Genomic DNA, 22,355 nt, shown 5'->3' with positions numbered 1-22,355 from the left:
AGCGAACAACCATAAAGACCGTTATCGAGTTATCGATAACGGTCTTTTCCTGTTTGTAGATATTCTTTAAAGCTAACCTGTATGCAGTCAAATTGGTAGACATCAGGATCCTTAACTACATGTAGAGTATCCTTAAGCTTCTTTACAAGTAGTCAGAATAATTTGCGTATGTCGTCATTAGGGTTCTATATGTCTAGTCAAGGTAGGGTAGTCGGAAGCACTGAAACAGCACCAGAACAGGGAACTAATCCGCTCATCCACCAAAGACGCCTTCATTATCACCATTATATCTACGTAATGTCCCATCTCTGATCGTTCCCATCGGGGATCGTGTCTGAGGGATGACTACGTTTATGCTTGGGTAACATTCCTCTGCCCATATGGCAGAACCGTAAGAGTAACACTTAAGGGTTCACCACCTCTAACGAATCCGATCTCAACCTTCTCACCAGGCTCCATGGATGTGACTTTATCCTCCAGCTCATCATAGCTGCGGATGACCTGCCCGTCCGCGCCTGTGATGATATCGCCTGCCTCTAAGCTCCCGTCCGCAGACGTACCGGGTAACACCTCAACGACCTTGACGCCCTCTAAGCTGTCACCGCGGTAAGTATAATGATTCATGCCTATCCAGCTTGACCAGAAGGTGGATCGCATGTCCGCCTCATCTTCCAGGACACTCTTCATATTACGCATAAAACGATATGTACCAAATGCCATGTTATCCATCATCATATACTCTTGCTCATTAGACCATAGTCCAGTGTACTCAATGCCAACCAGTGTCCCATCGAGATGAGGTTCCATTGTCCAAATGGTAAGCTCGTTGTCTTCACCTCTGAGCGTAAGTCTACGGTTAGGGATAAGCTCTTCAATCGTGCCGATATAGGATACGCCCCAGCCGTAATCAAGAGCGACTTGACCGCCGACCTTCAGGTCGATCTCACAATGACGGGTTTCCCAGCGGTTTCGTTCCTGCGGTTCGGTCAATGCCTTCCATGCCCGTTCCGGTGTTGTGCGGATTACAATTTCTCTCTTCACGTTCTTAAAAATAGCTGTCATTCATAAGTCCTCCTCTAGGTATTGTTTGAGCTTAGTCAGTTTGTTCTCCAGAATATGGCCAAGCTCATGCTGAAGCTGCTCATACCCGTTCTGAAAGATTGGGACGTTCAGTCGGTAGAAGCAGTACTTGCCTTCTCTGCGCTCAAGCAGCAGTTCTTCTTCGAGCAAAATCGCCAGATGTTTTTTAATGGCCGGCTGCGAAATATGAAATGCTCTCACGATCTCTAGCTGAGGGAGCTCTTGATGGGCTACCATGTTTAATATTTTCCTTCGGATGGGATCTGAAATCGCACGGTACATATCGCTCATGATTGAAATCCCTCCACATCTCATTCAGATAACCTTTTGGTTATATGTATGCATTCAGTATAGGTTCCCATCAATTGGATGTCAATATAAATGGTTAAATTAAAAATTAGGCTTTACATAACCAAAACACTAGTGTACTATTTAACTATAACACCAATACAAAAAAGGAGTGGAACACATACATGAACGGAAACGGTTCAAAAGAACTCACAGCAGACAACACAGCCATGGGGAGCAGTGCTTCCCAAGCTGTTAACGCTATAAGCAAATCCGGCACAACGAATGCACATCCCCATCTCCATTCATCCAATAAATCGAACGCATCAGATGATCTAGGGGATGGAATGCATTCATCAGTGATACCCTCGACAAATGCTCAGAATAGTCCAGTCGTTCTTACAGTCCAGCAGGTCACCAAAACCATTGGAAAGAAGAACATCGTGGACGGACTTTCTTTTGACATTTATCGTGGTGAAATTGTGGGATTGCTTGGACCGAACGGTGCAGGCAAAACGACAACCATCCGCATGATAGTCGGACTGATCGAGATGACTCAAGGGGATGTGCATGTTAAGGGGCACAGCATCAAGAGAGATTTCGTTCAAGCCATCCGCCATATCGGGGGCATTATTGAAAATCCTGAGTTCTACCCTTACATGAGCGGCTATGACAACTTGAGACAATACCAGCGGATGTCCGAGGGCGTGACCATCACCAGAATTATGGAGGTTGTGAAGCTTGTCGGGCTGCAGGATGCCATACACAAGAAGGTTCGTGCTTATTCACTGGGTATGCGCCAACGGTTAGGGATTGCCCAGGCTTTGCTGCATAATCCATCCATCCTCATCCTTGATGAGCCGACGAATGGACTCGATCCAGCAGGTATCCGAGAGATGCGGGACTACTTGAAACAAATCGCCAAGGATGAGGGAATTGCCATACTTGTATCCAGCCACCTGCTGTCGGAGATGGAATTGATGTGCAGCCGTGTGGTTGTTATCCAGGAAGGTAAACTCGTAACCGAGCGTTCTATCGGAGGCCCAGTCGTTGATGAAGAGTTGACCACGGTAACCTTCCGCGTAAACGATGCGGCCATGGCGGAACAGACCATTAGGCATATGAAAGACATCACGCTTCTTGCCACCCAGATCGAGGAGGGCATCGTTACGGTTCAACTGACGGAAGAAGACATACCTGCATTGATCCAGTCGCTGTGCGATGCGCGGGTACGAATCTATCGGGTGGAAGAGATTAAATCTTCACTGGAAGAAGAATTTTTGAAATGGACAGGAGGCAATCGCATTGCATAGCTTTGGAAATCTCGTCTGGAACGAGTGGCTCAAAATGTTTAAAAAACGGAGTTTTTTCCTGCCCTACGTGCTGTTGGCTGGAATGGTGCTATTCATGGCGTTTATGCTCTATAAATTCAGCAGTGGCAGCAGCACTGGTTATGAGTTCGCTCAATTGGCTGTAACCACCAAGGGGATGGGGCAAATGCTGACCCTGCTTGCGATCGTAGTTACGGCGGGAGCGGTAGCAAAGGAACACAGTATGGGCACCGTCAAACTGCTGCTTATACGCGCGCAGAGCCGTACCAAGATTTTGGCTTCGAAATATGTTACCATTCTGATTTACATCCTGACCCTTGTAGCTTTCATGTTTGTTGTCTCCGTGCTGACGGGTCAGATCACGTTCGGCATGGAATCCGGCACGGTTGCAATCGGTGATGTGTTGAGGGAAGCAATCAATAATCTGGTGTATACGATCGTCTATGTAACGTTAACCTTTATGGTAGGCATATTGACGAAATCCACCGGTCCTGCCATCGGCATCGGGATGTTCATGGTTATTATGGAAAGCATGGCTGTACAGCTGCTTGCACGTTATTCCTGGTCCAAATACCTGCTGTTCACGAACGTGGATCTTTCCATGTACAGCGGGGGAGGCAGTTCCCCGATACCGGGAATGAGCCTGACATTTTCAATTATTGTGCTCGCTGTATATCTTCTCTTGTTTCTTACGGCAGGCTTTGTTACGTTTAAAAAACGGGATGTCGCATAAGGAACCTCGAGAGAGGTAGAGCGGCGGAAAGGAGCAACCCGACAGTGAGTATAGAATTCGACAATAATCTGCCGATCTATTTACAGATCATGACGTATTTAAAGAAAGAAATTATAATCGGTAAACTTCAGCCCGGTGATAAAATCCCATCGGTCCGAGAATTAGCAAGTGAGCTTCAAATAAATCCAAACACGGTGCAGCGAACATTTCAAGAATTGGAGCGTGAGGGTATTGTGGAGACACGGCGGGGATTGGGCCGATATGTGACAAGCGAGGAATCGAAGATTATGGCGATAAAAAAAGAAATGGCAGGCGATCTGCTGGAGCGGTTTATTCGTGGAATGCAGGAGCTGGGCTTTAAAGATCAGGATATCATATCGATCGTGGAAGATGCAGTGAAGCAGTCATGATCAATAGCGGAGGTGAAACCATGGTGGAGAACTTGTTGCAGGTCCGCAGCGTAAACAAGACCTACGCCGGCGGCCGGAGAGCATTACATGACATAAACCTGAATATTCATGGTGGAAAAATCATTGGTTTGCTGGGTACCAACGGAAGCGGAAAGAGTACGCTTATGAAGATTGCGGCAGGCTTGATCCAGCCTTCGACCGGCGGTGTTGAAGTGAACGGCAAGCCGGTCGGACTGGAGACCAAAGCTATCGTATCCTTCATGCCCGACCGTCCTGTGACGGAGCCCTGGATGAAGGTATCGGATGCGGTGGCATACTTCAAGGATTTTTATGAAGACTTTAATGTTGAGAAAGCCCGCAATATGCTGGAATTTATGAATTTGAAGGCGAATGATCGCATCAGTTCCTTGTCCAAAGGAATGAACGAGCGCCTGCAGTTAACACTGGCTTTGTCCCGTGAAGCCCAGCTGTATATGCTGGATGAACCCATTGGTGGAGTGGATCCGGTAGCAAGGGGCAAGATTTTGGATGCGATTGTTGAATTCTACAACGAGGACAGCAGCATTATCATTTCGACCCATCTGGTCCGGGATATTGAGCGGATATTTGATGAAGTGATTTTTATTCGCAACGGCGAAGTTGTCATGCATGACGAAGTAGAGAACATCCGCCTGAAGCACGGAAAAAGCGTGGATGAGATGTTTAAAGAGGTGTATGCGGAATGATGAAACTGTTGAAATACGACTGGAAGAGAAACTCGACAACGCTGCTTGGCGCATTCGCGATACTTCTGATCGTACAGATTGCGATCACGGTGGCGGGCTCCATCAGAGACTGGGAGCTTGGAATCATGCTTGGGTTAAGCATGCTGGCCTACGGCTCTGTAAGTGTCCTACTGGTGGTTGTCGCTAGCAAGACATTCGACTTTAATATCAAGGCGTACCACCGTCGCCTGCTTCCTGTTCGTTCGGTTTGGAGCGTAGCTTCCTCGCTTATAATGGCATGTGTGAGTCTGCTTGTGCTTGGCATACTGGCGGCTTTGCATATGTGGTATTATTGGAACTCGGCCGGCATACCGCTGCAAGACATCCATTTATCTGAATTTCCCATTACGTATGCAATTGGGCTGGCGCTGATGATGGCTTGGAAGTTGATCTACTTGATGATCACAATATTTTTCTCCATTACGGTTGCCAGAAGCATTACGAAGAAGGGGAGCGTTTGGATCGGCATTCTGGTATTCTTCGCACTGCAAAATATTCTTGGCTGGCTCAGCCATGTAATCTTTGGTGAAAAGGTGGCGTGGGTCGGGCCGATGGCTACCATCTCTTTTGGGAATGAGACAGACTTTGCCGTATCTGCCGGAGAGTATACGCTGGCATGGGGAGCCCTTGCGTTTGAAGTCGTGCTTGCAGCCTTGATCCTATACGCAACGGTCTATCTGATTGATCGGAAAGTGGAAGTTTAGTTTAACCATAGAGATAACACTGTCATGGAGATGAAGAAGGCAAGAATATATAGTAAGAGACGAAGAAGCTGCCCGGAACAGGGCAGTTTCTTTTTGGTATGGAAGGAGATTACCCTTGCCAAGCCGAACCTATCAGTATACTTCATGATCGAAATAACTCATCATATGAAGTTATAGCAAGGAGATAATATGTAGGAATATACTAAACATTATAACGTTATATTCACGTATCGATTGTTCTATGCTATGCTATAAGCACGATACACAGATTACACCATATAAATCGGCGAAATAACGAGGATAACGGCTGGATCGGCAAGGCTAAAGGGGTGGGATTATGAAGATTTTGGAACAGCGCTTTGTGTTGCGCAATGTACAGACGGTGTTTGATGATCAACCTTTTGACATGGTTATGGAGAACGGATTTATTACCGAAATAACGGCTGCGAATACGGCCACCGGTGCTGATCAGTTTGATTGCACGGGCCTCTATGTCTCCAGCGGCTGGATTGATATGCATGTCCATGCGGTTGCCAAGCTTGAGCCCTACGGGGATGTCATTGATGAGATTGGCGTTAAGCAAGGGGTTGCCACTATTATCGACGCAGGCAGCTGCGGTGCGGACGGGATTGGGGAGCTGGCAGACGAGGTAGCCCGGTCCAAGACCAATGTGTTTGCTTTTTTGAATATATCCCATATTGGTCTGCAACGAATCGATGAGCTTTCCAGTCTGGATTGGGTTGACGCCGACAAGGCAATAAAAGCGATACGCACCTATCCGGATCTGATCATTGGACTTAAGGCAAGAATCAGCAAAAGCGTCGTGAAGGATAATGGGGTAGAGCCGCTTCGTCTCGCAAGGAAACTGTCCGAGAAAACATCGCTTCCGCTGATGGTACATATCGGATCGGGACCCCCGCCTATTGAAGAGGTATTGGAGCTGCTTTCGAAGGACGACATTATTACCCATTATTTAAACGGAAAAGCCAACAATTTATTTGATTCGGACGGTAAGCCGATCCCGGCACTGGTAGAGGCGATAGCCCGCGGCGTCCATCTGGATGTGGGTCATGGAACAGCAAGCTTTTCGTTCCTGGTAGCGGAATATGCAAAGAACCAGGGGATTAAGCCCAATACAATCAGCACGGATATTTATCGCGGTAATCGTATGAACGGTCCGGTGTACAGTCTGGCCAGCGTGATGACCAAGTTCCTTTATTTGGGCTACAGCTTGCAGGAGGTGATCTCAGCCGTAACGGACCATGCTGCTGCTTGGCTGCGACGGCCGGAGCTGGGGAGAATCCAAGTGGGTGATGCAGCACACCTGACGTTGTTTACGGTGCAGCAGGGGCCGCTGAGTTTAACGGATTCCGAAGGGGAGACAAGAATCGCCGACCGATATATCGAAGCCAAGGGAGTGGTAGTCAATGGATCATTCATTACATGCTAAGTATGGATTGAAACGAGTGGTTAATGCCAGTGGCCGCATGAGCATTCTCGGAGTATCTGCACCAACGGATACCGTGATGGAAGCGATGCGGATCGGTGGTCAGAGTTACGTGGAGATCGCAGATCTGGTAGACAAAGCCGGCGATTACATGGCGCGCATACTCGGTTCGGAGGCAGCGGTTGTTGTCAATTCCGCTTCCAGCGGTATCGCATTATCCGTAGCAGCCATTGTAACCGAGGGCAATCGCAGACGCAGTGATCGGCTGCATCAGGAGCCGATTGCCAAGAACGAAATCATCATGTTCAAGGGACACAATGTGCAGTATGGAGCTCCTGTTGAAACGATGGTTTACCTCGGAGGAGGTAAGGTTGTTGAGGTGGGTTATGCCAACGAAGGGCGCAAGGAACATATCGTCGAAGCGATTCATGAGCGCACCGCTGCTATTTTGTATGTGAAATCACATCACTGCGTGCAGAAAAATATGATTTCGGTTGAAGAGGCAGCTGAAGTGGCCAAGGCACACGGCCTTCCGCTGATCGTGGATGCGGCGGCTGAAGAGGATATCCAGAAGTATGTGAAATACGGTGATCTGGCTATATACAGCGGCTCCAAAGCCATTGAGGGTCCAACCTCCGGCATCGTAGGCGGCAAGCGGCAATACGTGGAGTGGGTGAAGGCGCAGCTGCACGGCATTGGGCGAAGCATGAAGGTAGGCAAGGAAACCACGTTTGGATTGCTCCAGGCGCTGGATGAGTACATGGTGAAGGAAGACAAGAGTGAACAGGAGAAGGCTGCACTCGAGGAAATGCAGTCCTTATCGGATTTGCCGGGCATTGAGGTTACCATCGTGCAGGATGAGGCAGGCCGCTCCATCTTCCGGGGACGTGTGAAAGTAGGCGAAGAAGCTGCGGGAGTCAGCGCCAAATCGATGAACGATCAACTTCGCGAGGGCGATATCGCCGTATACACAAGGGATTACGGTGTGCGGCAGGGGTATTTTGACATCGATCCACGCTCGCTTTCCGGCGATGATTTGCAAGTCATTATAACAAGAATACAGCAGATTGCAGGGGGAAACTAAAATGGCCAATATGGAGAAACGTCTTTACAGAAACCGCGCAGCACTGAATGTGCTTGCAGGCAGCATCCAGAATGCAAAGGAAATATTCGAAGCAGCGGAAGGACATGTGGTGGTCGGTGTGTTGTCGAAGAACTATCCGAACGTGCAAGAGGCCATTATCGCGATGAAGGAGTACGGTGCTGTTATTGAAGATGCCGTGTCTATCGGACTTGGAGCAGGGGATAACCGGCAAGCGGCAGTCGTAGCAGAGATCGTGAAGGGCTATCCAGGCACGCATATCAATCAGGTATTCCCTGCCGTTGGCGCTACCCGTGCTAACTTGGGGGGAGAGGAAAGCTGGATAAACAGCCTTGTGTCCCCTTCGGGTCAGGTGGGCTACGTGAACATATCTACCGGCCCGGTGAGCGCTGCCGGAACGGATGCGGCCATCGTTCCTATTAAAGCCGCTATTGCGCTTGTGCGCGATATGGGAGGCAATGCACTGAAATATTTCCCGATGCAGGGGCTGAAGCTAGAGGATGAATACCGCGCGGTAGCGAAGGCATGTGCAGAGGAAGGTTTTGCGCTCGAGCCGACTGGCGGCATCGATAAAGAGAATTTTGAAGCGATTGTACGGATTGCTTTGGAAGCGGGAGTACAGCAGGTTATTCCTCACGTATATTCCTCCATCATCGATTCAACCAGCGGCGATACCATCATCAGTGATGTTCGGGAACTGCATCAAAAGTTAAAAGCGCTGGTTGACCAATATGCCTAAGAGAATCGCTGCCTATGGCGAAGTGATGATGCGGCTGCAAGTACCAGGGTATGCATCTTTGGCTCAGGAGAGCCATTTGAATTACTCCTTCTCGGGCACCGGTGTCAATATCGCATCGGCCATCGCCAGATTCGGTCATACCGGATATCTGGTCAGCACGCTGCCGGATAACCCGCTTGGTGAAGCGGCGATCTCATACCTGCGCAAGCTTGGTATTGGCACATCGCTGATTAGCCGGGGAGGCAAATACGTAGGCATGTATTTCCTGGAGAACGGCTTCGGTGTGCGGCCCGGACGTGTCACGTACACGGATCGGCTGGGCAGCAGTTTTAATACGGCAGCGGATGAGATGTACGATTTCGGGGCGATTGCCGAAAGCGTGGATATGATACACTTTTGCGGCATTACCCTCTCGATGAACGACACGGTGCGGGGGCAGATGAAGACGTTGGCCAAGGAAGTTAAGGCAAGAGGCGGTACGGTTGTGTTCGATTGCAACTATCGTCCCTCTTTATGGGGTGCGGACCGCTACGACTTTGCCAAGCCGCATTATGAGGAAATGCTGTCATTGGCGGACATTGTTTTTATGAACGAGAAAGACGCTCTCTATATTCTCGGCATGGAGACGACGCGTGAAGACCGGAACGAGCAGCTGCAGGAGTTGATTCCACAGGTAGCCGCGAAGTATAATATTACGGTTGCGTCGGGGACCCACCGCAAGATCAACGGGGATAATACCCATTCCCTGCGAGGATATCTATACACGGACGGAGTCTTTTATTTTTCCCAAACATTGACGTTCTCCGTTCATGACCGTATCGGAGCAGGCGACGCCTATGCCAGTGGTGTGCTTCACGGAATTTCAGAGGGATATGAACCGGGACGGACGGTTGATTTTGCCGCCGCAGCCGCGATGCTTGCCCATACCGTAACGGGAGATACGCCGACGGCGAATGAACGCGAAGTCCTTCAGGCGATGAGTCAGCATATGTCTGATGTGGAAAGGTAGGAGGAAGTATGTCGATCACGCGGAAGAACGGTCCATTATATCTGCAAATCAAGAAGATCATTAAAGATCGGATTCTGCATGGGGTTTACCCACTTGGTGCCCATATTCCTTCCGAGCCGCAGCTGGAGCAGGAATTCAATGTCAGCAAAATGACAGTTCGTAATGCCATCCAGGAGTTGTATCAGGAGGGATATGTAGAGAAACGGAGCGGAGTGGGAACGATTGTGACCCGGAACACCTCCTTTTCCAAACTTTCCAAGGGCAAGCTGTTTACGGAGATTTTGGTTGAAGAAGGACACCAGATTCGGAAGCGCCACCTGAAGACGGAATGGGTGCATAACGAGCCGGATAGTGAATTATACTTGAAATTCGGCGAACGGTGCCTGCTTATTGAACGGTTGTATTTGCTCGACGGGAACCCTTATATTTACTATACACATTATGTGTCAGCCCAAGTGGATATGGGAGAGGAGTTCGATTCCAACGAACTGCTATCCCTGTATGACCGTATCGAGGAGAGTCAAATTACGTTGGAGAATTTCCGGGATCGCTTTCTGGCGACCGTAGCCGATGATGAGATTGCACCACTGCTTGAAGTAAGTGCAGGCGCACCGCTGCTCAAGCGGTTGAGATCCTCGTACGACGGAGCGGGCAGCATGATTGAATACAGCATCGGTTATTATAATACGGAATTACAGCATTATTTGATTAGTTATGATGTTTGATGGCGTGAATTTATAGATGGTGATGAAGAAGTGGCCCTTAAACCGGTATTTATCGGAAATGGAGGCTGCTTCTTTTTTTTGCCGCCATATTGAATGGATCTTCAGAAAAAGGCTATAAGGGTTCGAATTAGTGGGTACAATAAGAATAAATGGACTGCAGGATGAATTCGCTAAGACCCTCTTGGCAAAATGAAAAAATGTGCTATAATGAGATTAAAGTCAAAGAAAGTCAAAGTCAACGAGAGGGTTCGCTGATTTTGATTATGGTTAAACCAAGTATAAGCAAGGCTCTGTGCGGACGTGTAAGATCACTATCCGTCTTAACGTTTCAAACAGTGGAGGATGAACAGACCATGCGTAATATCTCTGATATTATCGAACAATACCTGAAGAGCATACTGCAGGAAAGTCCGGAAGGCACCGTTGAAATTCAGCGTAACGATCTGGCAGAGCAATTTTCTTGCGTTCCTTCCCAGATTAATTACGTCATCAGTACACGGTTTACCTTGGAGAAGGGCTTTCTCGTGGAAAGCAAGCGCGGCGGAGGCGGTTACATACGCATCCAGCGAATTGAGCTTCCTCAGCATACTGCACTCCAGCAGCATCTTCATCATACAATCGGCAGCATGATTGATCAGACGGTAGCGGAAGGGCTGATCTATCAGCTGGAGGAATCCCGGTTTTTGACGAGGCGGGAGGCCAGTCTGATGCGGGCCGCCATTTCAAGGGAATGCCTGAATGTGAAGCTTCCTTATCGGGATGAGCTGCGTGCAAGGATTATGAAGGCGATGCTTATTTCTTTATTAGGTAAGTGAGTCTGTGTAAGGAGGCATTGGATATGGTATGCCAAGAATGCGGTAAACGGCCAGCGACACTTCATTTCACCAAAATTGTGAACGGGGAAAAAACAGAGTTTCATTTTTGCGAAACTTGTGCCCGCGAAAAAGGGGAATTGATCCCCGGTACGTCGAATGGTTTTTCTATACACAGTTTGCTGTCGGGTCTCCTGGATCTGGATCCTTCAGGCAAGGGCCAGACTCCCGGTGCCAAAATGGCTCAGACGCTGCAATGTGAAGAATGCGGTATGACGTATTCGCAGTTCAGCAAGCTTGGCCGATTCGGCTGCAGCTCGTGTTATAAATATTTCTCGGATCGATTGGATCCGTTGTTCAAGCGAGTTCATGGCGGTACATCCCATGTTGGCAAGGTGCCGAAGCGCACAGGGGGTCGTATTCAGATCAAACGCCAAATCGACGAGCTTAAGAAAGAACTTCAATTCCGGATTGTGCAGGAGGAGTTCGAAACCGCCGCCGAGATCCGGGACCAGATCCGTGAGCTGGAGAAGAATATCGCTCAGGGATAAGATTTAATGAGTATGCACTTTAGTAGGAGGAATGCGTGATGTCTAATCTCCGGTTTACCGATACGGCGCTCAGCGAGTGGATGCGCGGAACCGGTCAGGATTCCGACATTGTCATCAGCACCCGTGTCAGGGTGGCGCGCAATCTGCAGCATCTTCCTTTCCCGCTGCTGGCAACGGATCAGCAGTCAGGAGAAGTGCTAGAGCGCCTGACCCGTGTGTTAAATGATAAGGAAGATTTGCAGGATTTTGGGGATTTGCATGTAATTAAATTAAGTGAGATTGATGAGCTGGATAAGAAGGTTCTCGTTGAGAAGCATCTGATCAGTCCCAATCTGGCGAATGAATCCCGGAATGGTGCAGTCATCCTTACCGAAGATGAGTCCGTCAGCATTATGATCAATGAAGAGGATCATCTACGCATACAGTGCTTATATCCCGGATTTCAGGTTCGGGAGGCATGGGAACGTGCCACTGCGCTGGATGATGTTTTTGAATCCGAAATCGATTATGCGTTTGATGACAAACGGGGGTATCTCACAAGCTGTCCGACGAATGTCGGTACCGGTCTCCGGGCCTCTGTCATGATGCATCTGCCGGCTCTCGTTATGACGCAGCAGATCAATCGAATTCTTTCGGCTGTATCGCAGGTGGGTCTGACCGTAAGAGGAATTTATGGTGAAGGCAGCGAAGCATTAGGCAACCTGTTTCAAATCTCGAATCAGATAACGCTCGGTCAAACCGAGGCGGAGATCATCGAGAATCTTCACAGCGTCGCCTTGCAGATCATCGAGCATGAGAAGAATGCCAGAGCACGGCTCTTGGGTGACTCCAAGCTCCGTATTACGGACCGGGTGATGCGTTCTTACGGCATACTGTCCTACGCGGCAGTAATGGATTCCAAGGAAGCAGCCCAACGCTTGTCCGACGTTCGACTTGGGGTGGATCTCGGCCTCCTGGAAGGTCCGGAAATTCCGGTAATGAATGAGCTGAATGTGAAGACACAGCCGGGTTTTCTGCAAAAAACCTTTGGAGAGGGCATGCATCCTTCCGAACGAGATATGTATAGGGCTAAACTCATCAGAGAAACATTAGGTAACCATTAAGGATTGATTCTCGTTTTACTAATGGATGAACGGAAACGTCGCAATAACTGGCGATACACCGAAATCCGCGAGGTTAAATATATTAATTGAAACGTGGAGGTGCAATACTATGATGTTTGGCAGATTTACGGAACGTGCACAAAAGGTGCTTGCATTGGCTCAGGAAGAAGCGGTACGTCTGGGTCACAACAATATCGGTACAGAACATATCCTGCTTGGACTTATTCGTGAAGGAGACGGCATTGCAGCCAAAGCGCTGATCGGACTTGGACTGGGTCTGGAGAAAATCCAGGACGAAGTGGAGACTTTAATCGGACGCGGACAGGAGCAGCCAACTAACATTGCTTATACGCCTAGAGCGAAAAAAGTAATTGAGCTCTCCATGGACGAAGCCCGAAAGCTCGGTCACACGTATGTGGGTACGGAGCACATTTTACTGGGACTGATTCGTGAGGGTGAAGGGGTTGCAGCACGCGTGCTGAACAACCTGGGCATCAGCCTGAACAAAGCCCGTCAGCAGGTTCTGCAGCTTCTTGGCAGCAGCGAGGCGGTATCCAGCCATCACGGTACGCCGCAAAACGTGAGCACGCCTACGCTGGACAGTCTTGCTCGTGACCTGACCGCCATTGCCAAAGAAGGCAACCTCGATCCGGTCATTGGCCGCAGCAAGGAAATTGAGCGCGTCATCCAGGTGCTGAGCCGTCGTACGAAGAACAACCCCGTATTGATTGGTGAGCCTGGAGTAGGTAAAACAGCCATTGCCGAAGGTTTAGCACAGCGCATCATTAACAATGAGATTCCGGAGACGCTGCGCGATAAGCGCGTTATGACGCTCGATATGGGTTCTGTTGTAGCGGGTACGAAATACCGCGGCGAGTTTGAGGATCGTCTGAAGAAAATCATGGATGAGATTCGCCAAGCCGGCAACATCGTTCTGTTCATTGATGAGCTGCATACCCTGATTGGTGCAGGCGGAGCAGAAGGAGCGATTGACGCTTCCAACATCCTTAAGCCTTCATTGGCACGCGGTGAGCTTCAGTGCATCGGGGCAACCACACTGGACGAATACCGTAAATATATTGAAAAAGATGCTGCCCTTGAGCGCCGGTTCCAGCCGATTACGGTTGACCAACCATCGCCTGAGGAAGCCATTCAGATTCTGTATGGACTGCGTGACCGTTACGAAGCGCATCACCGTGTGAAGATTACGGATGAAGCGATAGAGCAGGCAGTGAAATTGTCCGACCGCTATATCACCGACCGTTTCCTGCCGGATAAAGCAATTGATCTGATCGATGAGGCCGGTTCGAAAGTTCGCCTTCATACGTATACTATACCGCCAAATCTGAAGGATCAGGAAGCACATCTGGAGGATATCCGCAAAGAGAAGGACGCAGCAGTCCAAAGCCAGGAATTCGAGAAAGCAGCCGCACTGCGCGATACGGAGCAAAAGCTGCGTGAAGAACTCGAAATCACGAAGAACCAATGGAAAGAGAAGCAAGGCCGTACCGATTCCGAAGTGACTCCAGAGGATATCGCCGATGTGGTGGCCAACTGGACCGGTATTCCTGTGAATAAACTGAAGGAAGAAGAGACCGAGCGTCTTCTGAATCTGGAAGAAATCCTGCACAGCCGTGTCATCGGCCAAGAGGAAGCTGTAAAAGCAGTCAGCCGTGCGGTTCGCCGGGCACGTGCAGGACTGAAAGATCCGAAGCGCCCAATGGGCTCCTTCATCTTCCTCGGTCCTACCGGGGTAGGTAAAACCGAGCTGGCACGCGCGCTTGCAGAAGCGATGTTCGGTGATGAGAATGCGGTCGTGCGGATCGATATGTCCGAGTATATGGAGAAACACTCCACGTCACGTCTCGTCGGGGCGCCTCCGGGATATGTCGGCTATGAAGAGGGCGGCCAGTTGACCGAGAAGGTTCGCCGCAAGCCGTATTCCGTTGTTCTTCTCGACGAAATCGAGAAGGCGCATCCTGAGGTATTTAACATTCTGCTTCAGGTACTGGAAGATGGTCGTCTGACTGATTCGAAAGGCCGTGTGGTGGACTTCCGGAACACGCTGATCATCCTGACGTCCAACGTGGGTGCAGAAGCGATTAAGAAGAACTCGACGCTGGGCTTTACCGCTGTGAGTGATTCAGGCCGCGATTATAACAACATGAAGGGCAAAGTGATGGATGAGCTCAAGAAGAGCTTCCGTCCAGAATTCCTGAACCGGATCGATGAGATCATTGTGTTCCACTCTCTGGAAGAGAAACACATTGCCGAAATCGTGACATTGATGTCCGATGAGCTGCGCAAGCGTCTGCTTGAGTTCGAGGTTCAATTCGAGCTTACAGACAAAGCGAAGACCTTCATTGCGAAGGAAGGCTACGATCCTGCCTTCGGTGCCCGTCCATTACGCCGGGCTATCCAGAAGCATATCGAGGATCGTCTCTCCGAAGAGCTGCTGAGAGGCAACATTACCAAAGGTGATTCGCTCATCATTGATGAGGCGAACGGCGAACTGGTTGTGAACAAGAACGAGAGCGTTACGGCCGCATCAGCCGAAACCGAATAAGTGTTAACTTCAACCCCCGTTGGATTAAATCCAGCGGGGATTTTGTTTTTAATGTTAATGGAAGATGAGAGAATTATAAGCGAGAGGTTTATACAGGGGAAGATACATGAATGCCTGGAAGTCATCGAATGCAATGGACTGGGGTTGTTTTATATCGGCGGCAATAAGACATATCGCGAAGGAAGCTGGCCTCGTGTATCAACCCAGCGTAGAGAACGGAATCGTTCTGTAGAAGCGACAGCGATCGTAAGAACGATCCGGCAGCGAAGAGGACATGTATGGTTTACATGTACTTATGTTTGTTATTAAATTGCAGCAAAAAATAACGCTGATTTTCCTTCAACCCTTCAAATTTGAAACAAATCCATCTCAAGCCGCGTAAAGTTTCTGATTAGCCTTTACGTTGAATTATAAGAAATGGTAAACTTTGAGTAATGCCTGATTTTGCAGGGTTTTACGGAATCCGACAAAAGATGTGCGACATAAAGGAGACTCACATGGCAAAAACTAAGACGAAATTTTTCTGTACCGAATGCGGCTATGAAGCGCCCAAATGGTTCGGAAAATGTCCGGGCTGCCAATCATGGAATTCCATGGTAGAAGAGACCGAGACGGTAATCAAGACGCAGGGGATGAATTCCCCTCTTTTTCATAGTAAAGAAAAACCCCTTTCGATCATAAATATAGAAAGCGGCAAAGAACCCAGAATCCAGACGGGCATTGCGGAATTGAACCGTGTGCTGGGCGGCGGGCTTGTCCCGGGCTCGCTCGTGTTGGTTGGCGGCGATCCCGGCATCGGCAAATCCACGCTGCTTCTGCAAGCCTCCAACCGATTGGCTCAGAACGGCGTCCGCGTTCTGTATATTTCCGGTGAAGAATCGGTACGTCAGACGAAGCTTCGCGCTGACCGGCTCGGCGCATTGTCTCCAGAGCTGTTTGTCCTCTGCGAAACCAATCTGGAATCGATTGAGGAGGCCATTGAGAGCGTACAGCCCGGTTTTGTTGTCATCGATTCCATTCAAACCGTGTATTTGCCGGAGGTAACAAGCGCGCCGGGCAGCGTCTCCCAAGTTCGGGAGTGCACCGCCCGCTTTATGCGGCTGGCTAAGGTGAAGGGCATCGCTACGGTTCTTGTTGGTCATGTGACCAAGGAAGGCGCCATTGCAGGTCCTAGGATGCTGGAGCACATGGTGGACTGTGTGCTTTATTTTGAAGGAGAGCGTCACCATACTTACCGTTTGCTTCGTGCGGTGAAGAATCGTTTCGGTTCGACGAATGAAATTGGCATATTTGAGATGGGTGAGGATGGGCTGCGCGAAGTCGGCAATCCATCGGAACTATTTTTATCTGAACGACCATTAGGCGTAGCCGGTTCGACAGTTGTTGCAAGCATGGAGGGAACCCGCCCGGTTCTTGTCGAACTGCAGGCACTCATTTCTACGACCCATTTTCCATCACCACGTCGAATGGGCACCGGTGTGGATCATCACCGAATGAATTTAATCATTGCTGTGCTTGAAAAAAGGATGGGCATGTTCCTGCAAACACAGGATGCCTACCTGAATGTCGCCGGTGGCGTTAAGCTCGATGAACCTGCGGTGGACTTGGCAATAGCGGTCAGCATTGCATCCAGCTTCCGTGATATTCCGACCAAGCCGTATGATGTCATTTTTGGCGAGGTTGGCCTGACCGGCGAAGTTCGTGCCGTTTCAAGAGCAGAACAAAGGGTAAGAGAAGCGGAGAAGCTGGGTTTCAAGCGCGTACTCATGCCTGAGAAAAGTTTGAAGGGATGGAAGCATCCCAAAGGAATACAAATCATAGGAGTAAACACTGTTGCAGATGCATTAGCGGTTGCGTTAGATTAGGGGGCATACGAAGGTGAAAGAAACGAGCCAACTGGACAAAATGAATGATTTGCTGAAGCTGGTAGCACCGGGAACGCCGTTTCGCGACGGGCTGGAGAACGTGCTTCGGGCAAAGACGGGCGCCCTGATCGTTGTGGGTTACAGCCCGGAAGTAATGGAAGTTGTCGACGGCGGCTTCTCCATAAACTGCGATTTTTCGCCAAACTATTTATACGAGCTGGCCAAGATGGATGGCGCCATCATCTTAAGCGAAGACCTGAAACGGATTTTGTATGCCAATACCCAGCTGATCCCTGATTCCTCGATCTCTTCCATCGAGACAGGGATACGGCACAGAACGGCAGAGCGGGTAGCGAAACAGACGGGTAAGCTGGTGGTGTCCATTTCCCAGCGCCGTAACATTATTACGCTGTACCAAGGATCTTTGAGGTATGCGCTGAAGGAAATCGGCGTAATATTAACCAAAGCCAATCAAGCGATACAGACATTGGAGCGATACAGAGTGGTGCTTAATCAATCGCTCACGAACCTCTCTGCCTCCGAATTTGAAGAGCTGGTGACCATTCCGGAAGTTGTTAATGTCATCCAGCGCGTGGAGATGGTGCTTCGCATCAAGAAGGAAATCAAGCGTTATATTAACGAGCTCGGCAACGAAGGGCGTTTGATTAGCATGCAGATGGATGAGCTTGTGAGCAATATGGAGGAAGAGGCTTGGCTGCTATATGCAGACTACGCCCGGGAGTACAGCGAGGAGAAAATCCGCGAGATCATACTGGCGCTCAAGCGTTCGACGGATGAGGAGCTGCTGGACATTCACCATATTGTGAGGCTTTTGGGATACCCGGCTTCTGCCGCTGCTTCCGAAGAAGAGATCCTGCCGCGCGGTTACCGCATTTTGAACAAAATCCCACGCCTTCCGAACGTGATCATTCGCAATTTGGTGGATCAGTTCCATGACTTATCCAGCATTATGTCGGCATCGATTCACGAGCTTGATGAAGTGGACGGGATTGGTGAAGTACGTGCACGCACCATAAAAGAGGGCTTGAAAAGATTGCAGGAACAAGTATTCATTGACAGACAAATCTAAAAGCCCTACAATCGATGTTCGAACGTACAATTAACGAGGTGAATATAAAAATGACGAAATCAATTCCGAACATGTTTACTTTAGGTAATCTGTTTCTCGGAATGATTGGTATCATCTTGGCGACAGAAGGTCGAACGAGTATGGCCGCCATTATGATTATCATTGCCATGCTCCTTGACGGACTGGACGGTCGGGTAGCTCGAGCATTGAATGCCCAGAGTGAATTCGGTAAAGAACTTGACTCATTATCAGATGTAATTTCCTTTGGCGTAGCTCCAGCACTTATCATGTATACCGTAGCGTTTACGGATATCAATACAGCTCTGGCTTGGACAGTAACCGCGATATTTCCGATGTGCGGCGCATTACGGCTTGCACGGTTCAACGTTCGTCCAGGAATACCGGGATATTTTATCGGCCTGCCAATCCCCGCAGCGGGAGGCGTGCTTGCAACACTGGCTTTATTCCATGAAGAGATTACAGCTCCTTATATGATATTTGCCATTTTACTTCTTTCCTATCTCATGGTTAGCGCAGTCAAGTACCCGAACTTCAAGAAGATTGGCATTCCGAAAACAGCAATTAAATTTACACCCTTTGTTATCGTAGGTGCAGTCATGGTTGCCGTGTTCTTTCCGGAACAAACCTCCATGCTCATATTCGTACCCTTGGTACTATATGCAGGGTATGGTTTGCAGCAGAATTTCCGCAGATTGACTCGCAAAAACCGACGACGCAAGAAGGATGACCACAAATCGGATGAGGCTTATCAGTCCTCTGACCGATAAGCAGCATAACTCACGGGCTGACATAAACCCAAAATAAAAAGCATTTATTTCCCTGCTTAGGCAGCGAGATAAATGCTTTTTTTGTATCCATGTATGACCTTGCCGCCATAACCGTTTGGAATGCCAACGGCTTTACGACAGGTTAAACAGACCCAATGTGGAACATTTCTGAGACTCCTTAACAACAACCTCATCCAGCTGGATGTCCAGAAGATTCGCAAGGGCAGACATATAAAATATGTTGCGGCCAAGCTCGGAGCTCACCGCTTCACGGCAGTTCTCGCACAGATGACCTTCGACGTGGGTGCCTGCCAATTCCCGGGCCGATTCGAGATCAGAGCCGATATCGAAGCTTTGCTTCGTGGCATGAAGCTCGATGCATCCGCACTCTGTGATGGCTTTGGTGACGGCACGGTTGACAGAAGCATTGCTTTGACCATTTTTAGACAGAACATCCAAGAGACTGCGGTGACGGAGCAACAATTCGGAAACTTGATCCTGAAAAGCCTGTAGACTGGGAGCACTCATTTATACATCCACCTCGATATTATGAATTGAGTTCATTATATTCCACTACTTCAGCCGATTTCAACCAATTTCAGGTGCCCGAAGGCAGTCAATTCCAATTGTGAGGTTGGTGTTAGCATACATCAAAGCCTGACGGGGGTAGGCTGGACCGTACAACAGGTGAGGTGAAAACTCCATCAATAAAAATATTAAACGAGGCACTTTCAGGGAAGTTAGATCGCATACAGCGGAAGTTTTTCTTAAAAAAAGATGACCTGGCACGATTACGACTTTATAAATTGGACCATACTGGAAAATAGAAGCAACGATATTCAGGTATAAAAAGGAGGTGTGCGGAAGCTCATGTTAAAAAAAGCTATTTTAGCATTTACGGTATTATGCGGTGCGTGGGGCGGGTATACGTTATATCATACAATGGAACGGTCTTTTCCAGGGCTCTCGCCTATTTTTGGACAAGGAATACTGGCAGCGGGAAGCGGAGCCTTCGCGGTGCTTGGTGGATTATTGTTTGGCATGATCGGTGTTCTTTCGGCTGATCGGGTATCGAGATGGCTGCACAGCCTGATCTCCTCGTTCTCCCGGATTCCGATGAATGAACTGGCCGCTGGAACGGCTGGATTGCTGGGCGGCTTACTGTTGTCCCTATTGCTCTCACCCGGGTTGTCCCTGCTAGGAGAAGCTGGGCAGCTGCTGCAGGTCGGGATTACACTGCTCGGCGGGTACATCGGACTGCGGATTGGACTGGAGAAGAAGGATGAACTGGCTTCCTTATGGATGTCGGGCAAGTGGAGCCAAGCCCCTGAGCCGGAAGGAAGACGCGTTGAGGAGCACAAGATATTGGATACAAGTGTCATCATCGACGGGAGAATCGCAGATATATGCAAAACCGGATTTATCGAAGGGACCATTGTGATTCCTGAGTTTGTTCTGGAGGAGCTTCAGCATATTGCGGATTCCTCGGACCTTCTTAAACGCAACCGCGGCCGGCGTGGACTTGATATTTTGAACAAAATCCAGAAAGAGCTGGATGTAAAGGTGCTCATTTATGAAGGCGACTTTGAGGAGATATCCGAAGTCGACAGCAAGCTGGTTAAGCTCGCCAAGGTGCTTCAGGGCAAAGTAGTCACGAATGATTTCAACTTGAATAAGGTTTGTGAGCTGCAGGGCGTGTCGGTGCTGAACATAAATGATTTGGCCAATGCAGTCAAGCCGGTGGTTCTGCCCGGGGAGGAAATTCTGGTCCAGATTATCAAGGACGGCAAGGAGCATGGTCAAGGCGTTGCTTATTTGGATGATGGCACGATGATCGTTGTGGAAGGCGGACGTGAGTATATCGGCACAATGATGGAAGTGCTTGTCACCAGTGTACTGCAAACCTCAGCGGGCCGGATGATCTTCGCTAAACCGAAACTGTTGGAAAAAGCCCAGTAAACGGGGTATGATGGGGATATACATATCCGTTCTCCGTCAGTCTGACGTGAAGGGTGAAGACAGGAGTTTTGTGCATGTTGAACGACTTCGGCGCCGTTATTGTGGCGGCGGGTAAGGGAACGAGAATGGGAACCCGGGAGAGCAAGCAATACCTGGCACTGGGTGGAAAGCCCATCATCGTTCATACACTGGAAGTATTCAGCCGGATACCCTGGCTGCAGGAGATCGTGCTTGTTACGGGACCGGAGGATGTTTCGCGCTGCCAATCCTGGGTTCATGAGTACGGACTGGACAAGGTGTCCGCTGTAATTCCTGGCGGTAGCGAGAGGCAGCAATCGGTATACCAAGGTATCAAGCAAATCTCGTCAGAGTGGGTAATGATACATGACGGCGTCAGGCCGTTTGTAACACTAGAGGAAATTGAATCCTGCCGCGATGCGGCAATCCGTGAAGGCGCCTCGGTACTTGGGGTGCCTGTGAAGGATACGATTAAGCAGGTGAACGGTCAGGGGCTGATAACAGGTACCCCGGACCGTCAAAGTCTGTGGGCCGTCCAGACCCCACAGGCTTTTCGTCTTTCCGACCTGCTGTCAGCCCATGAGGCTGCAGCCAAGGAAGGGTTTACAGGGACCGACGACGCCATGCTGATGGAGCGTGCAGGACATTCGGTCATCGTGGTAGAGGGGAAATACAGCAATATCAAGATCACCACACCGGAGGATCTGGAGTATGCGGCTTATTTACAGAAACGCAAGGGAGAGGACAAGGAATGATTCGAGTAGGACAGGGGTTTGACGTGCATCAACTGGTGGAAGGAAGACCGTGTATTATCGGGGGGGTCACCATTCCTTATGAGAAAGGGCTGCTGGGACACTCCGACGCAGACGTACTGCTGCATGCGGTGACGGACGCGATTTTGGGAGCGCTTGGGCTTGGCGACATTGGGCGCCATTTTCCCGATAATGATCCGGCTTTTAAAGACGCGGACAGCCTGAAGCTTTTGGAGCAGGTATGGGCCATGGCCAAAGAGCGCGGTTATACGCTGGGAAATATCGATTCCACGATTATTGCCCAGAAGCCGAAGATGGCACCTTACATCCCACAAATGGCGGAAGTGATCGCCAAAGCGCTGGATGCTGAGGTGGATCAGGTAAATGTGAAGGCCACCACAACCGAGCAGCTCGGGTTTACCGGCAGGGGTGAGGGAATCGCGGCACAATCGGTTGTCTGCCTTGTGAAAGGTATGCTATCCTCTTAAAGGACGCGTTCAAATCAGAGCAGATATGGAA

Annotated in this window: 24 protein-coding genes; 21 read left to right on the top strand and 3 right to left on the bottom strand. The window is 49.5% G+C overall.

What is annotated here, in order from left to right; genetic code table 11:
- Window positions 1-351: 351 nt before the first annotated feature.
- Entirely contained in the window at window positions 352-1,062 is a 711-nt protein-coding gene (locus tag PVOR_RS28145; protein ID WP_006212971.1) for an SRPBCC family protein, read from the bottom strand.
- On the bottom strand, window positions 1,063-1,371 hold the full coding sequence (locus PVOR_RS28140) for a metalloregulator ArsR/SmtB family transcription factor (protein WP_006212970.1): 309 nt from the start codon (window positions 1,369-1,371) through the stop codon (window positions 1,063-1,065).
- 344 nt (window positions 1,372-1,715) lie between these two features.
- On the opposite strand from PVOR_RS28140, the gene PVOR_RS28135 reads away from it, so the two are divergent.
- The 18 genes from PVOR_RS28135 (at window position 1,716) to pssA (ending at window position 19,107) form a co-directional block, all read left to right on the top strand.
- On the top strand, window positions 1,716-2,681 hold the full coding sequence (locus tag PVOR_RS28135) for an ABC transporter ATP-binding protein (protein WP_100086548.1): 966 nt from the start codon (window positions 1,716-1,718) through the stop codon (window positions 2,679-2,681).
- Complete coding sequence (locus PVOR_RS28130) at window positions 2,674-3,432, top strand: ABC transporter permease (RefSeq protein ID WP_006212968.1); 759 nt, start codon at window positions 2,674-2,676, stop codon at window positions 3,430-3,432. Before PVOR_RS28135 ends, PVOR_RS28130 begins: the two co-directional genes overlap by 8 nt.
- Before the next feature lie 44 nt (window positions 3,433-3,476).
- Complete coding sequence (locus tag PVOR_RS28125) at window positions 3,477-3,842, top strand: GntR family transcriptional regulator (protein WP_006212967.1); 366 nt, start codon at window positions 3,477-3,479, stop codon at window positions 3,840-3,842.
- A gap of 20 nt (window positions 3,843-3,862) precedes the next feature.
- Window positions 3,863-4,567, top strand: a complete 705-nt coding sequence (locus PVOR_RS28120) for an ABC transporter ATP-binding protein (RefSeq protein WP_036638396.1) — start codon at window positions 3,863-3,865, stop codon at window positions 4,565-4,567.
- Window positions 4,564-5,310: a hypothetical protein gene (locus tag PVOR_RS28115; RefSeq protein WP_006212965.1), complete on the top strand. Its 747-nt coding sequence runs from the start codon at window positions 4,564-4,566 to the stop codon at window positions 5,308-5,310. Before PVOR_RS28120 ends, PVOR_RS28115 begins: the two co-directional genes overlap by 4 nt.
- Window positions 5,311-5,656: 346 nt before the next feature.
- Window positions 5,657-6,760, top strand: coding sequence for an amidohydrolase/deacetylase family metallohydrolase (locus PVOR_RS28110; RefSeq protein ID WP_006212964.1), 1,104 nt, complete (start codon window positions 5,657-5,659; stop codon window positions 6,758-6,760).
- Entirely contained in the window at window positions 6,738-7,841 is a 1,104-nt protein-coding gene (locus tag PVOR_RS28105; RefSeq protein ID WP_006212963.1) for a DgaE family pyridoxal phosphate-dependent ammonia lyase, read from the top strand. The genes PVOR_RS28110 and PVOR_RS28105 overlap by 23 nt, the downstream gene beginning before the upstream one ends.
- A 1-nt stretch (window position 7,842) precedes the next feature.
- Complete coding sequence (dagF, locus tag PVOR_RS28100; RefSeq protein WP_006212962.1) at window positions 7,843-8,598, top strand: 2-dehydro-3-deoxy-phosphogluconate aldolase; 756 nt, start codon at window positions 7,843-7,845, stop codon at window positions 8,596-8,598.
- Complete coding sequence (locus PVOR_RS28095; RefSeq protein WP_006212961.1) at window positions 8,591-9,607, top strand: sugar kinase; 1,017 nt, start codon at window positions 8,591-8,593, stop codon at window positions 9,605-9,607. Before dagF ends, PVOR_RS28095 begins: the two co-directional genes overlap by 8 nt.
- An 8-nt stretch (window positions 9,608-9,615) precedes the next feature.
- The gene (locus PVOR_RS28090; protein WP_006212960.1) at window positions 9,616-10,332 is read left to right on the top strand and encodes a GntR family transcriptional regulator; all 717 of its coding nucleotides are present in this window, start codon (window positions 9,616-9,618) and stop codon (window positions 10,330-10,332) included.
- A 353-nt stretch (window positions 10,333-10,685) separates the two neighbouring features.
- Complete coding sequence (locus PVOR_RS28085; protein WP_006212959.1) at window positions 10,686-11,147, top strand: CtsR family transcriptional regulator; 462 nt, start codon at window positions 10,686-10,688, stop codon at window positions 11,145-11,147.
- 23 nt (window positions 11,148-11,170) lie between these two features.
- A complete protein-coding gene (locus tag PVOR_RS28080) occupies window positions 11,171-11,695 on the top strand; it encodes a UvrB/UvrC motif-containing protein (RefSeq protein WP_006212958.1) in 525 nt (174 codons plus the stop codon).
- A gap of 38 nt (window positions 11,696-11,733) precedes the next feature.
- Entirely contained in the window at window positions 11,734-12,798 is a 1,065-nt protein-coding gene (locus PVOR_RS28075) for a protein arginine kinase (protein ID WP_006212957.1), read from the top strand.
- Window positions 12,799-12,907: 109 nt separating this feature from the next.
- Window positions 12,908-15,364 (top strand): ATP-dependent protease ATP-binding subunit ClpC, encoded by a 2,457-nt coding sequence (gene clpC, locus PVOR_RS28070; RefSeq protein ID WP_006212956.1) that lies wholly within the window; start codon window positions 12,908-12,910, stop codon window positions 15,362-15,364.
- A gap of 106 nt (window positions 15,365-15,470) precedes the next feature.
- Window positions 15,471-15,596 carry a hypothetical protein gene (locus tag PVOR_RS32715; RefSeq protein WP_268741817.1) on the top strand — a complete coding sequence of 42 codons (126 nt, stop codon included), beginning with the start codon at window positions 15,471-15,473 and terminating at the stop codon, window positions 15,594-15,596.
- A gap of 265 nt (window positions 15,597-15,861) precedes the next feature.
- The gene (gene radA, locus PVOR_RS28065) at window positions 15,862-17,229 is read left to right on the top strand and encodes a DNA repair protein RadA (protein WP_006212955.1); all 1,368 of its coding nucleotides are present in this window, start codon (window positions 15,862-15,864) and stop codon (window positions 17,227-17,229) included.
- Window positions 17,230-17,242: 13 nt separating this feature from the next.
- Window positions 17,243-18,319, top strand: a complete 1,077-nt coding sequence (disA, locus tag PVOR_RS28060; protein WP_006212954.1) for a DNA integrity scanning diadenylate cyclase DisA — start codon at window positions 17,243-17,245, stop codon at window positions 18,317-18,319.
- Between the two features lie 50 nt (window positions 18,320-18,369).
- Window positions 18,370-19,107: a CDP-diacylglycerol--serine O-phosphatidyltransferase gene (pssA, locus tag PVOR_RS28055; RefSeq protein WP_006212953.1), complete on the top strand. Its 738-nt coding sequence runs from the start codon at window positions 18,370-18,372 to the stop codon at window positions 19,105-19,107.
- Between the two features lie 132 nt (window positions 19,108-19,239).
- Here pssA and PVOR_RS28050 read toward each other — a convergent pair whose 3' ends face one another.
- The gene (locus PVOR_RS28050) at window positions 19,240-19,635 is read right to left on the bottom strand and encodes a hypothetical protein (protein ID WP_036638413.1); all 396 of its coding nucleotides are present in this window, start codon (window positions 19,633-19,635) and stop codon (window positions 19,240-19,242) included.
- A 342-nt stretch (window positions 19,636-19,977) separates the two neighbouring features.
- Between PVOR_RS28050 and PVOR_RS28045 the strand changes: the two genes are divergently transcribed.
- From PVOR_RS28045 to ispF, 3 genes are all read left to right on the top strand, one after another.
- On the top strand, window positions 19,978-21,066 hold the full coding sequence (locus PVOR_RS28045) for a PIN/TRAM domain-containing protein (protein WP_006212951.1): 1,089 nt from the start codon (window positions 19,978-19,980) through the stop codon (window positions 21,064-21,066).
- 74 nt (window positions 21,067-21,140) lie between these two features.
- Entirely contained in the window at window positions 21,141-21,839 is a 699-nt protein-coding gene (ispD, locus tag PVOR_RS28040; RefSeq protein WP_006212950.1) for a 2-C-methyl-D-erythritol 4-phosphate cytidylyltransferase, read from the top strand.
- Entirely contained in the window at window positions 21,836-22,324 is a 489-nt protein-coding gene (gene ispF / locus PVOR_RS28035) for a 2-C-methyl-D-erythritol 2,4-cyclodiphosphate synthase (protein WP_006212949.1), read from the top strand. Before ispD ends, ispF begins: the two co-directional genes overlap by 4 nt.
- Window positions 22,325-22,355: the final 31 nt, after the last annotated feature.

This window comes from Paenibacillus vortex V453, assembly GCF_000193415.1.
GTDB lineage: Bacteria > Bacillota > Bacilli > Paenibacillales > Paenibacillaceae > Paenibacillus_AQ > Paenibacillus_AQ glucanolyticus.
The sequence above is the reverse complement of the archived record's forward strand: the minus strand, read 5'-3'. Positions and strand labels throughout refer to the sequence as shown.

Excerpts from the sequence above, each read along its gene's own strand:
- PVOR_RS28145 (WP_006212971.1), bottom strand. The coding sequence starts at position 1,062 with ATGACAGCTATTTTTAAGAACGTGAAGAGAGAAATTGTAATCCGCACA.
- PVOR_RS28140 (WP_006212970.1), bottom strand. The coding sequence starts at position 1,371 with ATGAGCGATATGTACCGTGCGATTTCAGATCCCATCCGAAGGAAAATA.
- PVOR_RS28135 (WP_100086548.1), top strand. The coding sequence starts at position 1,716 with ATGCATTCATCAGTGATACCCTCGACAAATGCTCAGAATAGTCCAGTC.
- PVOR_RS28120 (WP_036638396.1), top strand. The coding sequence starts at position 3,863 with ATGGTGGAGAACTTGTTGCAGGTCCGCAGCGTAAACAAGACCTACGCC.
- PVOR_RS28115 (WP_006212965.1), top strand. The coding sequence starts at position 4,564 with ATGATGAAACTGTTGAAATACGACTGGAAGAGAAACTCGACAACGCTG.
- PVOR_RS28105 (WP_006212963.1), top strand. The coding sequence starts at position 6,738 with ATGGATCATTCATTACATGCTAAGTATGGATTGAAACGAGTGGTTAAT.
- dagF (WP_006212962.1), top strand. The coding sequence starts at position 7,843 with ATGGCCAATATGGAGAAACGTCTTTACAGAAACCGCGCAGCACTGAAT.
- PVOR_RS28095 (WP_006212961.1), top strand. The coding sequence starts at position 8,591 with ATGCCTAAGAGAATCGCTGCCTATGGCGAAGTGATGATGCGGCTGCAA.
- PVOR_RS28090 (WP_006212960.1), top strand. The coding sequence starts at position 9,616 with ATGTCGATCACGCGGAAGAACGGTCCATTATATCTGCAAATCAAGAAG.
- PVOR_RS28085 (WP_006212959.1), top strand. The coding sequence starts at position 10,686 with ATGCGTAATATCTCTGATATTATCGAACAATACCTGAAGAGCATACTG.
- PVOR_RS28080 (WP_006212958.1), top strand. The coding sequence starts at position 11,171 with ATGGTATGCCAAGAATGCGGTAAACGGCCAGCGACACTTCATTTCACC.
- PVOR_RS28075 (WP_006212957.1), top strand. The coding sequence starts at position 11,734 with ATGTCTAATCTCCGGTTTACCGATACGGCGCTCAGCGAGTGGATGCGC.
- clpC (WP_006212956.1), top strand. The coding sequence starts at position 12,908 with ATGATGTTTGGCAGATTTACGGAACGTGCACAAAAGGTGCTTGCATTG.
- PVOR_RS32715 (WP_268741817.1), top strand. The coding sequence starts at position 15,471 with ATGAATGCCTGGAAGTCATCGAATGCAATGGACTGGGGTTGTTTTATA.
- radA (WP_006212955.1), top strand. The coding sequence starts at position 15,862 with ATGGCAAAAACTAAGACGAAATTTTTCTGTACCGAATGCGGCTATGAA.
- pssA (WP_006212953.1), top strand. The coding sequence starts at position 18,370 with ATGACGAAATCAATTCCGAACATGTTTACTTTAGGTAATCTGTTTCTC.
- PVOR_RS28050 (WP_036638413.1), bottom strand. The coding sequence starts at position 19,635 with ATGAGTGCTCCCAGTCTACAGGCTTTTCAGGATCAAGTTTCCGAATTG.
- PVOR_RS28045 (WP_006212951.1), top strand. The coding sequence starts at position 19,978 with ATGTTAAAAAAAGCTATTTTAGCATTTACGGTATTATGCGGTGCGTGG.
- ispD (WP_006212950.1), top strand. The coding sequence starts at position 21,141 with ATGTTGAACGACTTCGGCGCCGTTATTGTGGCGGCGGGTAAGGGAACG.
- ispF (WP_006212949.1), top strand. The coding sequence starts at position 21,836 with ATGATTCGAGTAGGACAGGGGTTTGACGTGCATCAACTGGTGGAAGGA.